General features: G+C 58.4%; 14 protein-coding genes and 4 pseudogenes. 9 read left to right on the plus strand and 9 right to left on the minus strand.

Features of this window, described 5'->3' with window-relative positions:
• Window positions 1–18: 18 nt before the first annotated feature.
• The 4 genes and pseudogenes from PMI27_RS25060 to PMI27_RS32380 form a co-directional block, all read left to right on the plus strand.
• The gene (locus PMI27_RS25060) at window positions 19–675 is read left to right on the plus strand and encodes an HAD family hydrolase (RefSeq protein ID WP_008146531.1); all 657 of its coding nucleotides are present in this window, start codon (window positions 19–21) and stop codon (window positions 673–675) included.
• Window positions 676–722: 47 nt separating this feature from the next.
• Window positions 723–1,211, plus strand: a complete 489-nt coding sequence (locus PMI27_RS25055; RefSeq protein ID WP_008146530.1) for an Lrp/AsnC family transcriptional regulator — start codon at window positions 723–725, stop codon at window positions 1,209–1,211.
• Between the two features lie 211 nt (window positions 1,212–1,422).
• The gene (gene acs / locus PMI27_RS25050; protein WP_024164527.1) at window positions 1,423–3,378 is read left to right on the plus strand and encodes an acetate--CoA ligase; all 1,956 of its coding nucleotides are present in this window, start codon (window positions 1,423–1,425) and stop codon (window positions 3,376–3,378) included.
• A gap of 71 nt (window positions 3,379–3,449) precedes the next feature.
• Window positions 3,450–3,755: pseudogene (locus PMI27_RS32380) on the plus strand (cyclic nucleotide-binding domain-containing protein); the annotation flags it as partial.
• A 414-nt stretch (window positions 3,756–4,169) separates the two neighbouring features.
• Here PMI27_RS32380 and PMI27_RS32010 read toward each other — a convergent pair.
• A pseudogene (locus PMI27_RS32010) lies at window positions 4,170–4,290 on the minus strand (LacI family transcriptional regulator); the annotation flags it as partial.
• Window positions 4,291–4,472: 182 nt separating this feature from the next.
• Here PMI27_RS32010 and PMI27_RS25045 point away from each other — a divergent pair.
• The 3 genes and pseudogenes from PMI27_RS25045 to PMI27_RS25040 form a co-directional block, all read left to right on the plus strand.
• Window positions 4,473–4,670, plus strand: a pseudogene (locus PMI27_RS25045) (fatty acid desaturase); the annotation flags it as partial.
• A 1-nt stretch (window position 4,671) separates the two neighbouring features.
• A pseudogene (locus PMI27_RS32015) lies at window positions 4,672–4,770 on the plus strand (sugar phosphate isomerase/epimerase); the annotation flags it as partial.
• Window positions 4,771–4,887: 117 nt separating this feature from the next.
• Complete coding sequence (locus PMI27_RS25040; RefSeq protein ID WP_008154215.1) at window positions 4,888–5,814, plus strand: sugar ABC transporter substrate-binding protein; 927 nt, start codon at window positions 4,888–4,890, stop codon at window positions 5,812–5,814.
• Between the two features lie 154 nt (window positions 5,815–5,968).
• On the opposite strand, the gene PMI27_RS25035 is transcribed toward PMI27_RS25040, so the two are convergent.
• From PMI27_RS25035 to PMI27_RS25020, 4 genes are read right to left on the minus strand one after another with little or no spacing between them, the layout of a single operon-like run.
• Window positions 5,969–6,667, minus strand: coding sequence for a pentapeptide repeat-containing protein (locus tag PMI27_RS25035; RefSeq protein WP_008154213.1), 699 nt, complete (start codon window positions 6,665–6,667; stop codon window positions 5,969–5,971).
• 36 nt (window positions 6,668–6,703) lie between these two features.
• A complete protein-coding gene (locus tag PMI27_RS25030; protein ID WP_008154211.1) occupies window positions 6,704–8,143 on the minus strand; it encodes an efflux transporter outer membrane subunit in 1,440 nt (479 codons plus the stop codon).
• Window positions 8,144–8,148: 5 nt separating this feature from the next.
• Window positions 8,149–11,283 (minus strand): efflux RND transporter permease subunit, encoded by a 3,135-nt coding sequence (locus PMI27_RS25025; protein WP_008154210.1) that lies wholly within the window; start codon window positions 11,281–11,283, stop codon window positions 8,149–8,151.
• A 24-nt stretch (window positions 11,284–11,307) separates the two neighbouring features.
• A complete protein-coding gene (locus PMI27_RS25020) occupies window positions 11,308–12,468 on the minus strand; it encodes an efflux RND transporter periplasmic adaptor subunit (RefSeq protein ID WP_008154208.1) in 1,161 nt (386 codons plus the stop codon).
• A gap of 177 nt (window positions 12,469–12,645) precedes the next feature.
• Here PMI27_RS25020 and PMI27_RS25015 point away from each other — a divergent pair, with 177 nt between their 5' ends.
• The gene (locus tag PMI27_RS25015) at window positions 12,646–13,200 is read left to right on the plus strand and encodes a TetR/AcrR family transcriptional regulator (RefSeq protein WP_008154205.1); all 555 of its coding nucleotides are present in this window, start codon (window positions 12,646–12,648) and stop codon (window positions 13,198–13,200) included.
• Window positions 13,201–13,368: 168 nt separating this feature from the next.
• Here the strand turns inward: PMI27_RS25015 and PMI27_RS25010 are convergent, their stop codons facing one another.
• The 4 genes from PMI27_RS25010 to PMI27_RS24995 all read right to left on the minus strand — a co-directional run bounded on the left by PMI27_RS25010 (window position 13,369) and on the right by PMI27_RS24995 (window position 17,401).
• Complete coding sequence (locus PMI27_RS25010; protein WP_008154203.1) at window positions 13,369–14,391, minus strand: transketolase family protein; 1,023 nt, start codon at window positions 14,389–14,391, stop codon at window positions 13,369–13,371.
• Window positions 14,388–15,236: a transketolase gene (locus PMI27_RS25005; protein WP_008154201.1), complete on the minus strand. Its 849-nt coding sequence runs from the start codon at window positions 15,234–15,236 to the stop codon at window positions 14,388–14,390. The genes PMI27_RS25010 and PMI27_RS25005 overlap by 4 nt, the downstream gene beginning before the upstream one ends.
• 18 nt (window positions 15,237–15,254) lie before the next feature.
• Complete coding sequence (locus tag PMI27_RS25000) at window positions 15,255–16,553, minus strand: MFS transporter (RefSeq protein ID WP_008154199.1); 1,299 nt, start codon at window positions 16,551–16,553, stop codon at window positions 15,255–15,257.
• A gap of 98 nt (window positions 16,554–16,651) precedes the next feature.
• Window positions 16,652–17,401: an SDR family NAD(P)-dependent oxidoreductase gene (locus tag PMI27_RS24995; protein ID WP_008154197.1), complete on the minus strand. Its 750-nt coding sequence runs from the start codon at window positions 17,399–17,401 to the stop codon at window positions 16,652–16,654.
• A gap of 198 nt (window positions 17,402–17,599) precedes the next feature.
• Here PMI27_RS24995 and PMI27_RS24990 point away from each other — a divergent pair, with 198 nt between their 5' ends.
• The gene (locus PMI27_RS24990; protein ID WP_008154195.1) at window positions 17,600–18,514 is read left to right on the plus strand and encodes a LysR substrate-binding domain-containing protein; all 915 of its coding nucleotides are present in this window, start codon (window positions 17,600–17,602) and stop codon (window positions 18,512–18,514) included.
• Window positions 18,515–18,718: the final 204 nt, after the last annotated feature.

Raw genomic sequence — 18,718 nt, forward strand, 5'->3', positions numbered from 1 at the left:
ATCATGGGAGGCTACACCATGTACCTGACTGATTATCGTGCACTGCTGATCGATTGCGACGAGGTCCTGGTCGATCGGGATTCCGGTATCTGGACGGCCCTGCAACCGTTGCTCGAAAATCATCTGGGCGTGCTGGGCAGGGAAGAGGTATTGGCCGCATTTGACGAGGCGGTACGCACGCTCTATCCACGTTTTTCCGAACTGGGTTTCAGTGGCTTATTGTGCTTCGCCCATCGTCAGTTGGCAGAGCGCTTCGGGCTCAAGGCCAGTTGGGAGGAGGGCATGAGTTTCGCCCGATCGGTGGGCAACTGGTCGCTGTTCGAGGATGCGCCCGGCGCCATGTTGTATTTGCGCAAATTCTATCGGCTGCTGGTGTGCTGCGATCGTGATGCCGAGGATCGCGAACAGCTCTGTGAGCGCTTGGGAATTACGCCCGAAGACTTGCTTTCCCGAGTCAGCAAGCCACTGGAGGACAGTGTCTGGTTGCAGGACAATAACCTGCAAGCCAAAGATATCCTGCAGGTCTCCAGGCCTCCTGCCGAGCCGCCAAAATCGGCTGGTTTGTGCCTGATTTGTCGTGGGCATGGCAACGATACCCAGCAATGTCCTGCGGATTTTTGCATCAATAGCATGGCCGACCTGGTTGCTCAGCATCAGCTATCTTTGCGACGCTGACTTTGCTAAAACCTCTGTATAACTGAATGGCAACCAAGAGGTACACGATGGAAGGTTTAATCAAACTAGACCGAATTGATATCAGTATCCTGGTTGAGCTTCAAAAGGACGGCCGAATGACTAACGTCAGCCTGGCCGATGCGGTGGGTCTGTCGTCCAGCCCATGTTTGCAACGGGTCAAGCGGCTTGAGTCGGCCGGCTATATTTCCGGGTATAGAGCCCATCTCAATCTTGCCAAAATCACCGACTCAGTCACGGTATTTACTGAGATCACGCTCAGCGACCACAAGCGGGAGGACTTCGCCAAGTTCGAGTCCAATATCCGCTTGGTCGATGAGGTGCTCGAGTGCCACTTGATCAGCGGCGGTTACGATTATCTGGTGCGTTTCATGACCTGCAGCATCCAGCACTATCAGGAAGTGATTGAAGGTCTGCTGGACAAGAATATCGGTATTTCAAAATACTTCAGTTACATCGTCATTAAATCGCCGGTACTGAAAGATGGGGTCCCGCTTCGCAGGTTATTGCGCCACTGATGCCACCCGGGTCAATTGGATCAGACGAAGTAAGAAGTAGTACGAAATTCAAATCCATATTGCTCAGCTGCTTCCAGATATGACTTGTCGTTAGAAGAGCTCAACACCATCACGGGCGTGCTTGAGACGTCGGCTATAGCGCTTGCGAGCCGAGCACGTTTGATCAGCGCAAAACATTTAACAAAAACAACTATTCACCGAGGTAGCAAAGATGAGTGCGGCTTCTCTGTATCCCGTTCGTCCCGAGGTTTTGGCCAACACGCTGACTGACGAGGCGACCTACAAGGCCATGTACCAGCAGTCCGTCGTCAACCCGGACGGCTTCTGGCGCGAGCAAGCCAAGCGCCTCGACTGGATCAAGCCTTTCACCACGGTGAAACAGACTTCCTTTGACGATCACCATGTCGACATCAAATGGTTCGCCGACGGCACCCTGAACGTTTCCTACAACTGCCTCGACCGTCATCTGGCCGAGCGCGGCGATCAAGTCGCGATCATTTGGGAAGGGGATGACCCTGCCGAAAGCCGCAACATCACCTACCGCGAGCTGCACGAACAAGTCTGCAAGTTCGCCAACGCCCTGCGCGGCCAGGATGTGCACCGCGGCGACGTGGTGACTATCTATATGCCGATGATCCCCGAAGCCGTGGTCGCCATGCTGGCGTGTACCCGGATCGGCGCGATTCACTCGGTGGTGTTTGGTGGTTTCTCGCCGGAAGCCCTGGCCGGTCGCATCATCGACTGCAAATCCAAAGTGGTGATCACCGCCGACGAAGGCATTCGTGCCGGCAAGAAGATTCCACTGAAGAGCAACGTCGACGACGCGCTGACCAACCCGGAAACCAGCAGCATTCAGAAAGTCATCGTGTGCCAGCGCACCGGTGGCAACATCAAGTGGAACCAGCATCGCGACATCTGGTACGAAGACCTGATGAAAGTGGCCGGCAGTGTCTGCGCGCCGAAAGAGATGGGCGCGGAAGAAGCGCTGTTCATCCTGTACACCTCCGGTTCGACCGGTAAGCCGAAGGGCGTGCAGCACACCACCGCCGGTTACCTGTTGTACGCGGCGATGACCCACGAGCGCGTGTTCGATTACCGTCCGGGCGAAGTCTACTGGTGCACCGCCGACGTCGGCTGGGTCACCGGCCACAGTTACATCGTCTACGGCCCGCTGGCCAATGGCGCGACCACGCTGCTGTTCGAAGGCGTGCCGAACTACCCGGACATCACCCGGGTGGCGAAAATCGTCGACAAGCACAAGGTCAACATCCTTTACACCGCGCCCACCGCCATTCGCGCGATGATGGCGTCGGGCAAGGCCGCCGTGGAAGGCGCCGATGGCAGCAGCCTGCGCCTGCTCGGTTCGGTCGGTGAGCCGATCAACCCGGAAGCGTGGGACTGGTACTACAAGAACGTCGGCCAGTCCCGTTGCCCGATCGTCGACACCTGGTGGCAGACCGAAACGGGCGGCAACATGATGAGCCCGCTGCCGGGTGCGCACGCACTCAAGCCGGGCTCGGCGGCACGTCCGTTCTTCGGCGTGGTGCCGGCCCTGGTGGACAACTTGGGCAACATCATCGAAGGCGTGGCCGAGGGCAACCTGGTGATTCTCGATTCGTGGCCGGGCCAGGCGCGCACGCTGTATGGCGACCATGACCGCTTCGTCGATACCTACTTCAAGACGTTCCGCGGCATGTACTTCACCGGTGACGGTGCGCGTCGTGATGAAGACGGTTACTACTGGATCACCGGTCGCGTGGATGATGTGCTCAACGTCTCCGGCCACCGCATGGGGACTGCCGAGATCGAAAGTGCGATGGTCGCTCACCCGAAGGTCGCCGAAGCGGCGGTGGTCGGTGTGCCGCACGACATCAAAGGCCAGGGTATCTATGTCTACGTCACGATTAATAGCGGCGAAGATGCAGACGAAAAACTGCGTACTGAGCTGAAGAACTGGGTGCGCAAGGAAATCGGCCCGATTGCCTCGCCGGATGTCATCCAGTGGGCGCCGGGGCTGCCGAAAACCCGTTCGGGCAAGATCATGCGCCGCATTCTGCGCAAGATTGCGGCTGCCGAATACGATGGGTTGGGGGATATCTCCACCTTGGCCGATCCGGGTGTGCTGCAGCATCTGATCGACACCCACAAAACCATGAACGCTTCATAAACTACAAAAAAGCCATGTCGAGGATGACGCTTCCCCCGGTCCTGTAACGCCGAGCATGTCGGCTCTATCGCCAGGGAGAACGCGCAGATTGCTTCTATGTCGTTCTAAAGGGGCATCTGGAGATATATCAGGACACCGAAGCTGGCCGCAAAGTCATCCGAACGACTACCGAGGGGGAAAGCGTTGGGTTTCCCGCAATGCTGGCGATGCGCCCCAGGCTATTTAATGGTGCTGCGACCGGTGAATGCATAGCGCTTAAAATTTCTTGCCAGTTTCTATTCAGGCTTCATGAGCTGGATAGCCAACAATATGAAATATTTGTTATTAACCTTTCTCGGGATATGAGTCGCTTTATGAGTGATTGCGCTCGCCGCTGATCTGCATGACGGGAGGTATTTGTCTGAGCCAGGCGCGCCCGCCGGAAAGCTGCTGCGCCCGAGGTCGGCATGGTGCAGAAGATTGGCTTGGAGTCATCCTTTTTTTTGTTCTTGATGCGTCCTTTGAACAAGTCCAGAATTGAGTCCATTCCTGCTTCAGGAATAACAGAAACCCCTTAGATTTCAATGGGTCGGACACCAGATGCGAGTCTCGTTTCCCGCTCCAAGCATTCACAAAAACGCCACTCAGTAGAGTGGCGTTTTTGTGTGCGCGTGATTTGTATCTGGCATTGATATAAGAGGCTTCGGCCTCTTTTTTCGTTGTGGCGGTAAGCATGAAAATCCACGGCCACCCAGAGTGACTTTGCTGGATTTAATGAGCAGGGCCGAACAGCGCAAGGCGTTAACGACTGGTGCCAGGAACACTCGCTCGGCGATTTGCGGATTGACCGGGGCACGGGCGTTGAGCACCCGGTCGACGGTCGCGACACTGCTCGGCGACGGTCGCTATGATAGGGCTCGTGCGCCTGTTCATGGCGAGCCTCACGAGTGCCTTGATAGAGAACTATCAAGCTCTATAGCGGCCGGATGATAGCTTGATAGGGAATCGGTGCAAGGGATTGAGTGCAATTTCCCGACCCCCTATATTTTCTCCTGCGATGTGATTCCACATCCAGGCAAGCGCCTGAAACTATCAAGCTTGCGGAGAATAAGAACATGTCCGAACCAAGTCTGGCTTTTGCACATGTCATCCAGCCTTTATCCAGTGACTACCGATTGTCCGGTCCCGAAGTCGCCCGAGCGGCGGAAAAAAGCCTGGTGTCGGCCCACTGGTATCAATCGGCGCTACTGCGCAAACGCCTCAAGGAACTGATGCAGCGCCGCGATGGCCCGGGTTTGCGCGACACTGCGATCTGATTGGCTGGCCCGGCCAAATACCCCCGATAGCCTGTCCTTCACCTGTGAGCCAGGTCCACCGCCTTACGCCATCACCGGTGCTGATGGGTCGACTATTTAGCTTGGGGGGAGCCAATATTTGTCACTGTTGAATCGGGCCAGGTTTCTTTTTTATTGCGCACTAATTGTTTTGATAACGTACAAACACCAACAATAAAAAATAGGAATTTTAAATATGCATATCAAGTCTCGCGTGCTGGCTTCTACGATGTTGCTTCTGATGAGTACCTCTGTGCTGGCTGAGCTCAGGATCGGTGTAAGCATGCCGACATTCGATGATACTTATCTTACGGCCTTGCGAAATTATTTAAGCAGTCGAGCCCAAAAGGAAGGGGTAGATCTACAGTTTGAAGATGCACGGAATGACGTGGTCAAACAATTAAACCAGGTTCAGAGTTTCATTAGCCAGAAAGTCGATGCCGTCATAGTCAATCCGGTGGATACCGGTGCCACGGACGCCATTACTGAATCGGCCGTCAAAGCAGGAATTCCTTTGATTTACCTTAACCGGAGACCCGATAAACCTCAGCTGCCTGACGGCGTAGTAACAGTGACCTCTGATGACAAGGAGTCTGGGAGAATGCAAGCGCAATTCTTGGCTCAGAGGCTGGATGGCAAAGGTCGAGTGGCCATTTTGTTGGGGGACTTGGCCAACAATGCAACTCACAGTCGTACGGCTGGTTTTAAGGAGGTCCTAGCCAAGTATCCGAATATTAATTTAGTTGAGGAGCAGAGTGGCTCCTGGCTCCGTGAAAAAGGTATGGATATTACAAATAATTGGTTGGTGGCCGGTAAAAAAATTGACGCGATTTTATCAAATAACGATGAAATGGCGATTGGGGCGGCGATGGCACTACGTCAATCAGGCGTAAAGGAAGTTCTTGTTGGAGGGGTTGACGGTACTTCCGACGGGTTGGCCGCGATTCAACGAGGCCTCATGACGGTATCCGTGTTCCAGGATGCTAGAGGTCAATCAGAAGGTGCCCTGGAGGCTGCCATAAAAATGATTGATAAAAAAGCAGTTGAACAGAGTTTGTTTATTCCTTATCGCCTCATCACACCCGAAAACGTTGCGGAGTTCCAACGGTTGACGAATAACTAAAATTGTCCATCTGCCGGATAGAGTTTCGAACGTCTTGGAGTGCAAGTTTTCGGCATCGCGCAGGATGTTCAGCGTGAGCTCCTGCGTGTTGCCGATGTACTTGTGGCTTGCCAGCGGCACACTGTCTATGAGTAATGTAAACGCCAGCTTCGCGCTACAACACGGTCAGGCCTAACCCTGATAGCAGCATCGCCGCCTGGCTTTTGGAGATAATCGCGCCCTTGAACATCTTCGCATCGACAAGGCGTAGTCCATCCAGACTCGCCTCCCGCAAATCAGCCTGGTCGAAACGAGCATTATTGACCCGGGCCAGCGACAAGCTTCCCCCCTCAAGAAAGACGGCATGACGAAAGTCGCAGTAACTCAGATCGGCGTCGGCAAAGTCGAGGCCTCGCAGCTGCGATTTGTAGAATGAAAGGCCGGACAGGCAGGCGCTGCGCAGCACGCAGTCGGAAAAACTTAAACCCAGGGTTGAGGTGTCAATGAAATTGGCGCCCGTCAGCTTGCAGCCGTCAAAGGAGGCGTGAGCCAGCTTGCTGTGCTGCCACTGGGTATTGTTCAGGTCGGAGCTGACGAACTTGGCATCGACCAATGTTGCCGAGCGAAACATCGCGTGTGCTGCTCGGCAACTCAACCACTCGGCGCTATCGAGCTTCGCCGCGGTCAGATTGCTGCCGGCGAAGAGGCAGCGTTCGAAGCGTGCGCCTTGCAGATTCACCCGCGACAGATCCTGACCGCTGAAGTCGACACCGGTGAACCAGAGGGGCAAGGACTGCCCCTGGATCAACTCCGCTAGAGAAGTTGCGTCGAGTTCGCCGGGACCGATCTTCAGATAATCACATTCAGTGTGCATTGACCCTCCTGGGGGGGTGACGATAAGTGGCTGGGCTCAATTACCGCTATTTCCGGCTGCATCAGCACGCCATCCACCGCCCAGGCTTTTGAACAGGTTGGTCAGTGCGATCTGTCGTTCGGTGCTGACCTGAATCAGCGTGGATTGATCGCTGAAGGCGCTGCGCTGGGCATCCAGGTAGCGCAAATGGGTATCCACTCCCCCTTCGTAGCGGGCCTTGGCTAGTTTCAGTGCCTCTTGGCTGGAATCGGCCAGTGCCTGGCGGGCGACTTCCTCGCGGCGCAGCGTGTCGGTGGCGGCGAGGCTGTCGGCGACCTCGCGGAAAGCGCTCTGGATCGTGTCTTCATAGTTGGCCACTGCCGAATCCTTGCGCACCTTGGCCAGGTCCAGGCCGGCCCGATTACGTCCGCCGGCGAAGATCGGCAATGACAGACTAGGGGCGAAGGTCCAGGCGTTCGAACCACCGTCAAACAACCCGGACAACTCCTTGCTGGAACTACCGAACGAGCCGGTCAGTGACAGGCGCGGGAAGAACGCCGCCCTGGCGGCACCGATGTCGGCATTGCGTGCCTTGAGTCGGTGTTCGCTGGCGAGGATATCCGGACGCCGTTCGATCAGCGTCGACGAGGTGCCGGGTTCGATGTCCTGCACCAGCAGCAGCTCGTCCTGAGGTGTGGCGGGCAGGTAGCTCTCTGCATCCTGTGTACCGATCAGCAGTTGCAGGGTATGACCTGCCTGGCGTAGCTGTCGATCGGTGCTCTCCAGGTCGGCCCGGGCCTGTTCGGTCAGCCCCAGGGCCTCTTGATAATCCAGTGCCGTGGCGGTGCCGGCCTTGCGTCGCTGGGTTATCAGTTCCAGTGAGGCCTTGCGCGTCTCAAGAGTCTGTCGGGTAAGCGCCAGGCGCCGTTGTGCACCGTCACGGGTCAAGTAGGCCTGGGTGACTTCGGCCACCAGAGCGATCTGCGTGCCGCGGGTTGCTTCTGCAGTCGCCAGGTACTGTTCCAGTGCCGCGTCGGACAGGTTGCGCACTCGACCGAACAGATCGAGCTCGAACTCGCTCATCCCGAGGCCGACCTGATAAGTGCTGTTGACCTGTGGGTTGTTTGTGGTCGAAAGGTCACCGGGCAGACGTTGGCGATTGCCGCTGGCGGTGGCGTTGAGCGACGGTACGCGGTCGGCGCGCTGGATCCGGTATTGGGCGCGCGCGGCGTCGATGTCCAGCAGCGCCTGGCGCAGACTGCGGTTATTGTCCAGGGCGGCCGTCACGGCCCGACGCAGCTGCGGGTCGATAATAAAGGCTTGCCAGTTCAAGGCATCGGCATCGACGACGGCGGTGCCGGTTTTTTGCTGTGACGCGTCGCTCCATTGCATAGCCACCGGCGATGCGGGCCGATGGTAGTCGGGGGCCAGCGAGCAGCCCCCCAGCACGACACTCAGTGTCGCTACGGTGGACCAGCGAAGGTTATTCGAGTGCATGGGGGTTACTCCGTGGTCCGGGTTTCGCCAGAGGCGGATGATTGAGGTTTGCGTTGCAGCCAGGACAGCACCCAGACGAAAAACACCGGGACAAAGATCACCCCCAGCAGGGTGGCGCTGAGCATGCCGCCAATCACCCCGGTGCCGATGGCGCGCTGGCTGGCAGCGCCGGCTCCGGTGGCCAGCGTCAGAGGAACGACGCCGAGGATAAAGGCCATGGAGGTCATCACGATGGGGCGAAAACGCAGGCGCGCGGCCTGAATAGCCGCCTCGCGTACGGGCACGCCTTGTTCCCACAGTTCTTTGGCGAACTCGACGATCAGGATCGCGTTTTTCGCCGCCAGGCCGATGATGGTGATCAGGCCGACCTTGAAATAGACGTCATTGGGCATGCCGGCGGCAGTGACGGCCAGCACGGCGCCCAGCGCACCTACCGGCACGATCAGCATCACCGTCAACGGGATGGCCCAACTCTCATAGAGCGCGACCAGCAACAGAAACACCACTAAAAAGGCCAAGGCAAAGACCGTTAAGGCCTGGCCGCTGGCGACCTTTTCCTGATAGGACAGGCCGGTCCATTCGTAACCTATGCCGGGTGGAAGTTCGGCGGCCAGGCGTTCCAGTTCGGCCATGGCTTCGCCGGTGCTGACGCCGTGCGCCGCATCCCCGGCGATTTTAATGGCCGGGTAGCCGTTGTAGCGGGCGATCTGCACCGCGCCGTCCTCCCAGCGAGTAGAAACAAACGCGCTCAGCGGCACCAAGGCATTGCTGTCGTTGGGGACATACAGCTTGAGCACGCTTTCGGGTGTCATGCGGGCGGCCTGTTCGGCTTGCACCACCACGCGTTGCAGGCGGCCGGCATTGGCGAAGTCATTGATCACCGTGGAGCCGAACGCCGTTGACAGAGCGTTGTTGATCGAATCGAAACTCACCCCTAGCGCTCGGGCCTTCTCCCGATCGATATCCAGGCGCAACTGCGGTGCTTCAGCCAGGCCTTCCATAATCGTGTAGAGAATCTTCGGATTGCCGTTGGCCTTGCCCAGCAACTGGTCACGCGCTGCCAACAGGGCTTCTCGGCCGAGTCCGGCGCGGTCTTGCAGGCGCAGGGCGAAGCCGCCGGAAGTGCCCATGCCTTCAATCGGCGGCGGGCTCACGGCCATGACGGTGCCGTCATTCAGGCTGGCAAACCGTTGGTTGAAGGCTGCCGCCTCGTCCGCCGCCGACTGTCCCTTGCCGCGCTCAGACCAATCTTTCAACGTCGGGAAGGCGAGGCCGGCGTTTTCGCCCTGGCCGGAAAAACTGAAACCCAGCAACATGGTCATCGAGGCTGTGGTGTCCCGGGACATCATGTAGCGTTCCAGTTCTCGGGCCGTCTGGTCAGTGCGGTTACGGGTGGCCCCAGGAGGGAGCTGGACATCGATAATCAGGTAACCCTGGTCCTCGATGGGGACGAAAGACTCGGGCAGGCGCAGGTAGAAAAAGCCCAGTAGGGCGACGATGCCCGCATAGATCAACATGTAGCGCCCGGTGCGTTTGACCAAGGTGCTGTTGAGGCGCTCATAGCGGTTTGCGAGGCGGTTGAAGCCCCGGTTGAACGCGCCGAAGAAACCGCGCTTTTCGTGATGCCCGACCGGGACGGGTTTGAGCAGGGTGGCACACAGCGCCGGGGTGAAGGTGAGGGCCAGGAAACCCGAAAACAGAATGGACACTGCCAGCGACAATGAAAACTGCTGATAGATCACGCCCACCGACCCGGACATAAAGGCCAGCGGCAGGAAGACCGCCGACAGGACCAGGGTGATGCCGATGATTGCGCCCGACACCTGGCCCATCGCCTTGACCGTCGCAGCGGCGGGGCTGAGTCCTTCCTCAGCCATGATTCGCTCGACGTTCTCCACCACCACGATGGCGTCGTCCACCAGGATGCCGATGGCCAGCACCATGCCGAACATGGTCATCATGTTCACCGAGAAACCCAGCAAGTACATGAAGGTCAGGGTGCCCAGCAGGCAGACCGGCACCACGATGCCAGGGATCAACGTGTAGCGGATGTTCTGCAGAAACAGGAACATCACCAGGAACACCAGGACCATGGCTTCGATCAGGGTGTAGATCACTTTGTCGATGGCTACGTCGACGAAGCGCGAGGTGTCGTAGGGAACGGAGAACTCGGCATCGCTGGGCAGATTGACTGAGAGTTCGTTCAGGCGTTGCTTGACTGCCGCCACCGTTGCAATGGCATTGGCGCCGGGGGCAAGTTGCACTGCGGCGGCAACGGCAGGCTTGCCGTTGAGGCGCGACTCGAAGTTGTAGCTTTGACTGCCCACGGCGATGCGTGCCACATCGGCCAAGCGCACAGTCGAGCCGTCCTGTTTGGCTCGCAGGACGATACGGCCGAACTCCTCAGGGTTGTCCAAGGTGCCCTTGACCGCCAGGGTCGCGGTCAGTTCCTGTTGCGACGAGCCGGGGGTGCTGCCGAAACTGCCGGCCGGCACCTGGACGTTCTGCGTGCGGATCGCCGCATTTACATCGTCGATGGACAGCCCATAACCGATCAACTTCTGCGGATCGATCCAGACCCGCATGGCGGCTTCAGCCGCGAAAAACTGCAGCCGACCGACACCTTTGACGCGACTGATTTCATTGTTGACGTTGCGCGCGGCGTAGTCGGCGAGGGCGACGGTGTCTTTGCCGGCGCTGTCGCCTTTGTAGCTCAGGGTGTAAATCATCAGGAAGCCGGAACTGGCTTGCTCGACCTGCAGGCCCAGATCGAGCACGGCCTTGGGCAGACGCGCCTCGGCTTTCTTGATCCGGTTCTGGACATCGACCTGGGCCAGCGGTGGGCTGGTCCCGGGTTCGAAGGTCACGACGATCTCGCCGGTACCGTTGGAGTTGCTGGTGGACTCGTAGTAGAGCAGGCCCTTGGCGCCATTGAGTTCTTCCTCGATGACGCTGGTGACCGAATCCACCAGGACTTTCGCCGAGGCGCCCGGGTAGTTGGCGGTAATGGTGATCTGCGGTGGCGCGACGACCGGGTACTGGGCCACCGGAAGCAACGGGATGACCAGCAGACCGGCGAGCATGATGAACAACGCGACGACCCAGGCAAAATTCGGGCGTCGGATAAAAAACTGAGACATGTCGTTTCCTTGAGCGCTACGCCCTTACTGGACCTTGGCCTGCTGGGTAGTCAGCGATTTGGCAATGACTTTGTCGCCCGGATTGATGCCGTTCATTGCGCCGGTGACGATCTGGTCACCCACGACCAGTCCCTTGGTGATCTGCCAGCGGGAGCCCTGCATGGCGCCGGTGTTCACCGGTTTGGCTTCGATTGTCTGGTCCTGGCCGATGACCAGCACTCGTGCCTGACCATCGGCAGAGCGCTGCACGGCGCGTTGCGGTATCAGAATGGCGGCCTTGTCCAGGCCTTGTGGCGCACTGACGCGCACGTACATGCCCGGCAGCAGCGCCGTTCCCGGGTTGGCGAAGCGCCCGCGCAGCGAGATCTGGCCGGTGGCGCGGTCCACGGCGACATCGGAGAACAGCAACTCGCCCTGGCTCTGGTGCTCTGAGCCTTCGACACTTAGGGTCAGCGGTGTTTCAGCGTTGCCGGTAAGGCGCCCCTGTTCGATGGCTGCGCGCATACGCAATGCATCGGCTGCGGGCTGGGTGAAGTCGACGTAGATCGGGTCCAGTTGCTGGATGCGCGCCATCATGGTTGCGTCGCCTTGACCGACCAATGCACCCTCGGTGACCAGGGCTCGGCCGATGCGCCCGGCGATAGGGGCTTTGACCGTGGAGTAGCTCAGGTTCAACTGGGCTGTCTCGACATCGGCCTGGGCCGAGCGCTTGGCTGCCAGAGCGCTTTGCAGGGCCGCTTTGGCGGTATCGAAGTCCTGCTGACTTACGGCCTCGATCTTGACCAGCGGTTCATAACGCTTGACGGTCGTCTGAGCCTGGAACAGCGCAGCATCGGTCTTGGCCAGCTCGCCCTGAGCCCGCGAGAGCGCAGCCTTGAACGGCGCCGGGTCGATCTGAAACAGCAGATCGCCGGCTTTGACATCCGCGCCTTCCTCGAAATGCCGAGCCAGCACGATGCCCGCTACCCGTGCGCGCACTTCAGCCACGCGCACCGGCTCTACACGCCCCGGTAGTTGTGCGATCAGGGTCAGTGGTTCGCTGCTGACTGTCATCGCTTCGACTTCACGCGGCCCCCCGGGTCCGCCCCAACCCTGCGGCGGCTTTTCACAACCTGCCAGTGCCAGGCTCAATGCGGCCAATAAAGGGAGTACCGGAACCACTTGCCATCTGCGCGACGTACTCATCTTTCACCTGGGCCACGCCCATTAGCTGCTAAAGATGCGAATGATTGTTTATTTTCTCAAATGAGTCAATATTGACTCATGAGAGGCTTTTGTGAGCAACTTAGCCATAGCACTTGAGAAGATGAGCCATTTCTGCACAATGCTCGCACGTCATTCTGATAATCGAAGAAACGCCTAATGGATTTATCTGCAGCGAACGAGAAACTGTTGAAGGCCCTGGCGATTGCCATGGTCGATCACCCGGCAGGGACGTTCAAAGACATCGCCGAAGCCGCAGGTGTGAGCAAGGCCACGTTGAATCGCTTCTGTGGCACACGTAACAACCTCATTGAGATGCTGTTCAATTACGGCTCTGTCGTGATCAATCAGGTCATGGAGAACGCGAACCTGCAGGAGGCACCGCCGCTTGAGGCCCTCCAGCGCCTGATCGAAAGTCATTTGACCCATCGTGAACTTCTGGCTTTCCTGGCCTTCCACTGGCGGCCTGACTCACTGGATGAATGCGCAAGCGGCAGTCGCTGGCAGCCTTATTCGGACGCGCTGGACAATTTCTTTCTGCGCGGTCAGCACAAAGGAGTGTTTCGCATCGACATCAGTGCCCAAGTGCTGACGGAGATGTTTGCCTCGATCATTTACGGATTTGTCGATGCGGAACGGCGTGGGCGGGTTGCCCGCGTCGGCATGGCGACGCAGGTCATGCAGTTTTTTCTGCAGGGCGCTACCAGCCGTTGAAGGCTGGGCCTCGGAACCGACGCTACGGTGTCGATGCTCGCGGGGCAGGGGACTTGCACGTATTTGAATAGCGACCGCTGTCTCCAGAGGTCGCTATCTGGGTGCAGATTCAGGTTTTCAAACCGTTCGATTGGGGCTGAGTGTTATCGGTGCATGTGGTGAATGCGGTCAAAGCCAGGCTTTGATCCGGGCTTTGACAGCCTCAGTCGAAATGCCGTAACGATCGTGCAGCGTCGGCAAGGCCCCGGCATCCAGAAATGCATCGGGTAATGCAATCTGCCTGTAGGTCGGCGTCACGCCATTGCGCAGCAACACGCCGGCGACTGCCTCGCCCAGTCCACCAATAATGGAGCTGTTTTCTGCGGTGACCACCAGGCGACCAGGTTTGCGGGCTTCAGCCAGAATGGTTTGCTCATCCAGCGGTTTGATCGTCGGCACGTGCAGCACGGCAACATCAACCCCGTCCGCTTGCAGCTCTTTTGCAGCCTCCAATGCACGCATGGTCATCAAGCCGGTGGAGATGATCAGAACATCGTTGCCGGTACGCAGGGTCTTGGCTTTGCCGATCTCGAATTTGTAGCCGTACTCGTCCAGTACCAGCGGCACATTTCCGCGTAGCAAGCGCATGTAAACCGGGCCTTGGTGCGCTGCGATGGCGGGCACGGCCTGTTCGATTTCAAGTGCATCGCACGGGTCGACGATCATCAGGTTGGGCATGGCGCGGAAGATTGCCAGATCATCTGTAGCCTGGTGACTAGGGCCGTAACCGGTGGTGAGGCCGGGCAAGCCACAGACGATCTTGACGTTGAGGTTCTCTTCAGCAATCGCCATGCAGATGAAGTCATAGGCGCGGCGCGAAGCGAACACGGCGTAGGTGGTGGCAAAGGGTACGAAACCTTCGCGGGCCATACCCGCTGCCGCACTCATCAGCAGTTGCTCGGCCATGCCCATCTGATAGAAACGATCCGGATGCGCCTTGGCGAAAATGTGCAGGTCAGTGTACTTGGACAAGTCGGCGGACAGGCCGACGATATCCGGACGCTGATCTGCAAGCGCGGCCAGCGCATGACCAAAAGGTGCGGACCTGGTGGCCTGACCTTCTGAGGCAATCGAGGCGATCATCGCCGAGGTGGTCAGGCGTTTTTTGGCCGGTTCAACCGTGGAAGACGGAGTGTTGGCTGCGTTGCTCATTGGTTTTTTCCTTCTTCAAGGTTGCTCAGTGCCAGATCCCATTCGTGTTCTTCCACTCGGATGAAATGGGTTTTTTCACGGGATTCGAGGAAGGGCACACCTTTGCCCATTTTGGTATCGCAAATGATCACCCGTGGCTGGGTGCCGAGATGGTTGCGCGCGGCGTCGAATGCGGCGACCAGTGCTTCCAGATCATTGCCATCGACGCGCTGGGTGAACCAGCCAAAAGCCTGCCAGCGATCGACGATAGGCTCGAACGACAGGATTTCACTCGAGTAACCATCAGCTTGCTGGTTGTTGACGTCGACGATGGCGATCAGGTTGTCGAGCTTCCAGTGCGACGCCGACATCACCGCTTCCCAGGTCGAGCCTTCATTCAGCTCGCCGTCCGACAGCAGGTTGTAGACGAAGGCAGTTGAGCCTTTGCGTTTGAGGCCCAGGCAGGCACCGACCGCGATGCCCAGGCCCTGACCGAGCGAACCGCCGGTGATCTCCATGCCGGGGGTGTAGGTGGCCATGCCCGACATCGGCAGGCGGCTGTCGTCCGCGCCGTAGGTTTCCAGTTCATCGAGCGGGATGATGTCGGCTTCGATCAGGGCCGCATACAGTGCAATCGCGTAGTGACCGATCGACAGGTAAAAGCGATCGCGGGCTTCCCATTCCGGGTCTTCGGGTCGATAGTTCAATGCGTGGAAGTAGGACACGGCCAGCAGGTCGGCGGCGCCGAGGGCCTGGCCGACGTAGCCTTGTCCCTGAACCTGCCCCATGCGCAATGCGTGGCGGCGGATGTTGTGGGCACGTTGCGCCAGAGTCGTGGATGTCGCGAATGCAGGATGAGCAGTCATAGTGAAAACTCCAATAAATCAACGATTGACCAAGGCGGCGGGGATGCGCAGCACCAGCGTGGCACCGAACAGCAGTACGCCGGTGATCAGGTACATGCCGATGGCGCTGGAGCCGGTCTGTGTGGTGATCCAGCCGATCAGGTAGGGCGAGCAGAAACCGGCGAGGTTGGCGAAGCTATTGACGGCCGCGATGCCGGCTGCGGCAGATACCCCACCGAGCAACGTGGTAGGCAGCATCCAGAACAGCGACGTCGCGGACAGAATTCCGGAAGCGGCCAGGCAAAGGCTGAGAATGGAGAGCGTTATATTCCCCCCCATCAGAGCCGCCAGGCTCAGCCCGATAGCACCCGCGATCATCGGTACAATGAGATGCCAGCGGCGCTCACGATGTTTGTCACCGCTGCGTCCGGCATACAGCATGGCCACAATCGCACAGAGATAGGGCAGGCTGGTCAGGAAGCCGATGTGCAGCGGATCGGACACCCCTGCGTTACGCACCAGGGTCGGCAGCCAGAAGGTGATGGCGTACTGTCCCATCACCACGCAGAAGTAGATGCCGGCCAGCAACCACAGACGACGATCGCGGATGAACTCGCCCACCGAGGCATGGGTGACTTTCTGCTGGTCGTCCTCGGCCAGTTCGCGGCTGATCAGTGCTTTCTCGTCATCATCGAGCCAAGTGGCCTGATGCACGCCGTCCTTGAGATAGCTCAGCACCAGCAACCCGACAACGACCGTGGGCACCGCCTCCAGCACGAACATCCATTGCCAGCCGGCCCAGCCGTGCATGCCAGCGAAGTGAGTCATGATCCAGCCGGAGAGCGGGCCGCCGACCATTCCCGACAGCGGAATGGCGATAAACCACAGCACGGTCATGCGGGCACGCCGGTACGACGGAAACCAGTAGGTCAGATACAGCAGCAGCCCCGGCGCCAGGCCCGCTTCGGCAATGCCGAGCAGAAAGCGCAGCGCATAAAATTGCCAGGCAGTCTCGACGAAGGCGAACAGCGCGGAGACGATGCCCCAGGTGATCATGATGCGCGCGATCCACACGCGTGCACCGACCTTATGGAGAATGATGTTGCTGGGGACTTCGCACAGGAAGTAACCAATGAAGAACATGCCGGCACCCAGTCCGTAGACCGTTTCGCTGAGTGCCAGATCGTTCATCATTTGCAGCTTGGCAAAGCCGACATTGACCCGATCAAGATAGGCGCACAGGTAGCACAGCATCAAAAAGGGCATCAGGCGCCACGCGGTTTTACGGTAGGCGTTGGAGCGCACGGTCGAAACCGCTTCGAGCGACAAGGTTGTCATGATGGTCTGATCTCTTGTTTTTATTGACCGCCAGGCCATGAGGCCCGGCTGCGTCGTCGATCCAGATCCGCACGGGCCGCGAGGCCCGCCAGGTGTCATCAGTGAATCAGCATGCCGCCGTTCACATCCAGGGTGATGCCGGTCAGATAAGAGGACAGGTCGCTGGCCAGAAACAGCGCCGCATTGGCCACATCCTGAGCTTCACCCAAACGTCCCAGGGGGATGCCGTCGATGATCGCGTGCCGGCGCTCGTCCTGCATCAGGCCGCCGGTGATGTCGGTGTGAATCAACCCGGGAGCAATCGAGTTGACGCGTACCTTGTCCGGCCCGAGTTCGCGCGCCATGGCTTTGGCCAGACCCAGCACGCCCGCTTTGGCGGCACTGTAATGAGGGCCACCGAAAATGCCACCGCCCCGTTGAGCGGAAACGGACGACATGCACACGATGCTGCCGGAGGACTGTTGACGCATGGTTGGAATCACTGCCTGCGACATGAGCAGGGTGCCGCGCAGACTGACGTCCAGCACCTTGTCGTAATCGGCAGGGCGGATGTCCAGGGTTTTGAGTGGTTGGGTGATGCCGGCGTTGTTGACGAGAATATCGATGCGGCCGAAATGCTCGATGATTTTGGCGACTGCTTGCTGAACTTGCGATTCGTCAGCGACGTTGGCCGCAAGACCGAGATGACCTTCGCCGAGGGAAGCAGCGGCATCGCGAGCGGCGGATTCATCCAGATCGAGTATCACGACGCGGGCGCCTTGTTGTGCGAAAGTGATCGCTGTTGCCCGGCCAATGCCACGTGCTGAAGCTGCACCGGTGATGATCGCGACCTTGCCTTGAAGAAGCATGGGAGGGTACCTCTGATTGTTGTTATTGGGTCGACCCGAATTGAATCGATGGCTCAGCTTGTTCCCCAGCCCCGCCTTGAGCAATAACGTGAACTTCACTGGATGCTGAAAAAAATTCAGCACTCGCCAATGAAATGATCGGATGGTTGAATAGGTGAACGCCCGGCCTATGCCACTTGCAGCGGAATAACAATAATCATGCGTTCACCCGGCGATGCACCTGCGATACTGCCACCCCTGAAAGCCATTCAGGCCTTTGAACAGACCGCCCGCTTTGGCAATGTAGCGCGTGCAGCGGAACTGCTCGACCTGACACCCTCGGCGGTCAGCCACCAGTTGGCCAAACTGGAGGCGATGATCGGTCGACAGTTATTTTTCAGAACGGCCAGAGGCGTGACGCTGACCCCGATCGGCGAGCAATACCTCACTGAGGTTTCCGGCATCCTGCACAGTCTCGCCGTGGCGACCGAGCGCGCCGCCAGTGATGTCAGCCTTGATTGTCTGCGATTGCACTCCTCGCCCAGTTTTGGCCTGTTGTGGCTGATGCCGCGTCTGGAGCAGTTTCGCCAGAGCCATCCCGATATTCAGCTCAACCTCTCGTGTTCCTACGAATCGCTGCACTTCAGTCGAGACAAGATCGATGTCGACATCCGCCATGGGATGCCCAATTGGCCGAGCTTCGAGGTGCGAACGATACGTGATGAAAAAATTGCGGTGATGGCGTCCCCGAAACTGTTGGAAAAGCACCCGATCCGAATGGTCGCGGATCTGCTGGACAGCAATCTGATCCTTTCGGAGGCCACGCTGATCAAATGGCCACAGTTGTTTGCACAACATGGCTTGTCACGTCCAGAAAAACCCTATTCGCTGAGCTTCGACCGGTCTTACATGACATTGGAGGCCGCCAGCCACGGGCTTGGCTTTGCTTTGGAAAGCACATTGCTGGCGCAGGATTATCTCGCGCGCGGTGCTTTGGTAGAGGTAGCCCCGGAGCTGAGCGCTTCAATTACTGCACACCATTTGGTTTTCCCAAGGGCCCACTCAAACTTTCCCAGGGTCAGACGATTCCTGGAATGGATGCAGAAAGAGTTGGGGCATGATTTCAGTTACTGACTGTCAGTTAGGTGCGGGGAGCTCCTATACCATGGTCATCAAGAGCCCATCGACAGCGAGACCGCTTTTGCGGCGTTCGATATTTGGAGTGGTGTTCGATCGGGCGATGTCGTTTTTGAATCGCCACGATAAACGAGAGAACACATCTGATCGACGCGCTTGCGACCATCGCGGCAATCCTGTGGAAAATGATACCCACGGCCT

Source organism: Pseudomonas sp. GM41(2012) (genome assembly GCF_000282315.2).
In the GTDB taxonomy this organism is placed as follows: domain Bacteria; phylum Pseudomonadota; class Gammaproteobacteria; order Pseudomonadales; family Pseudomonadaceae; genus Aquipseudomonas.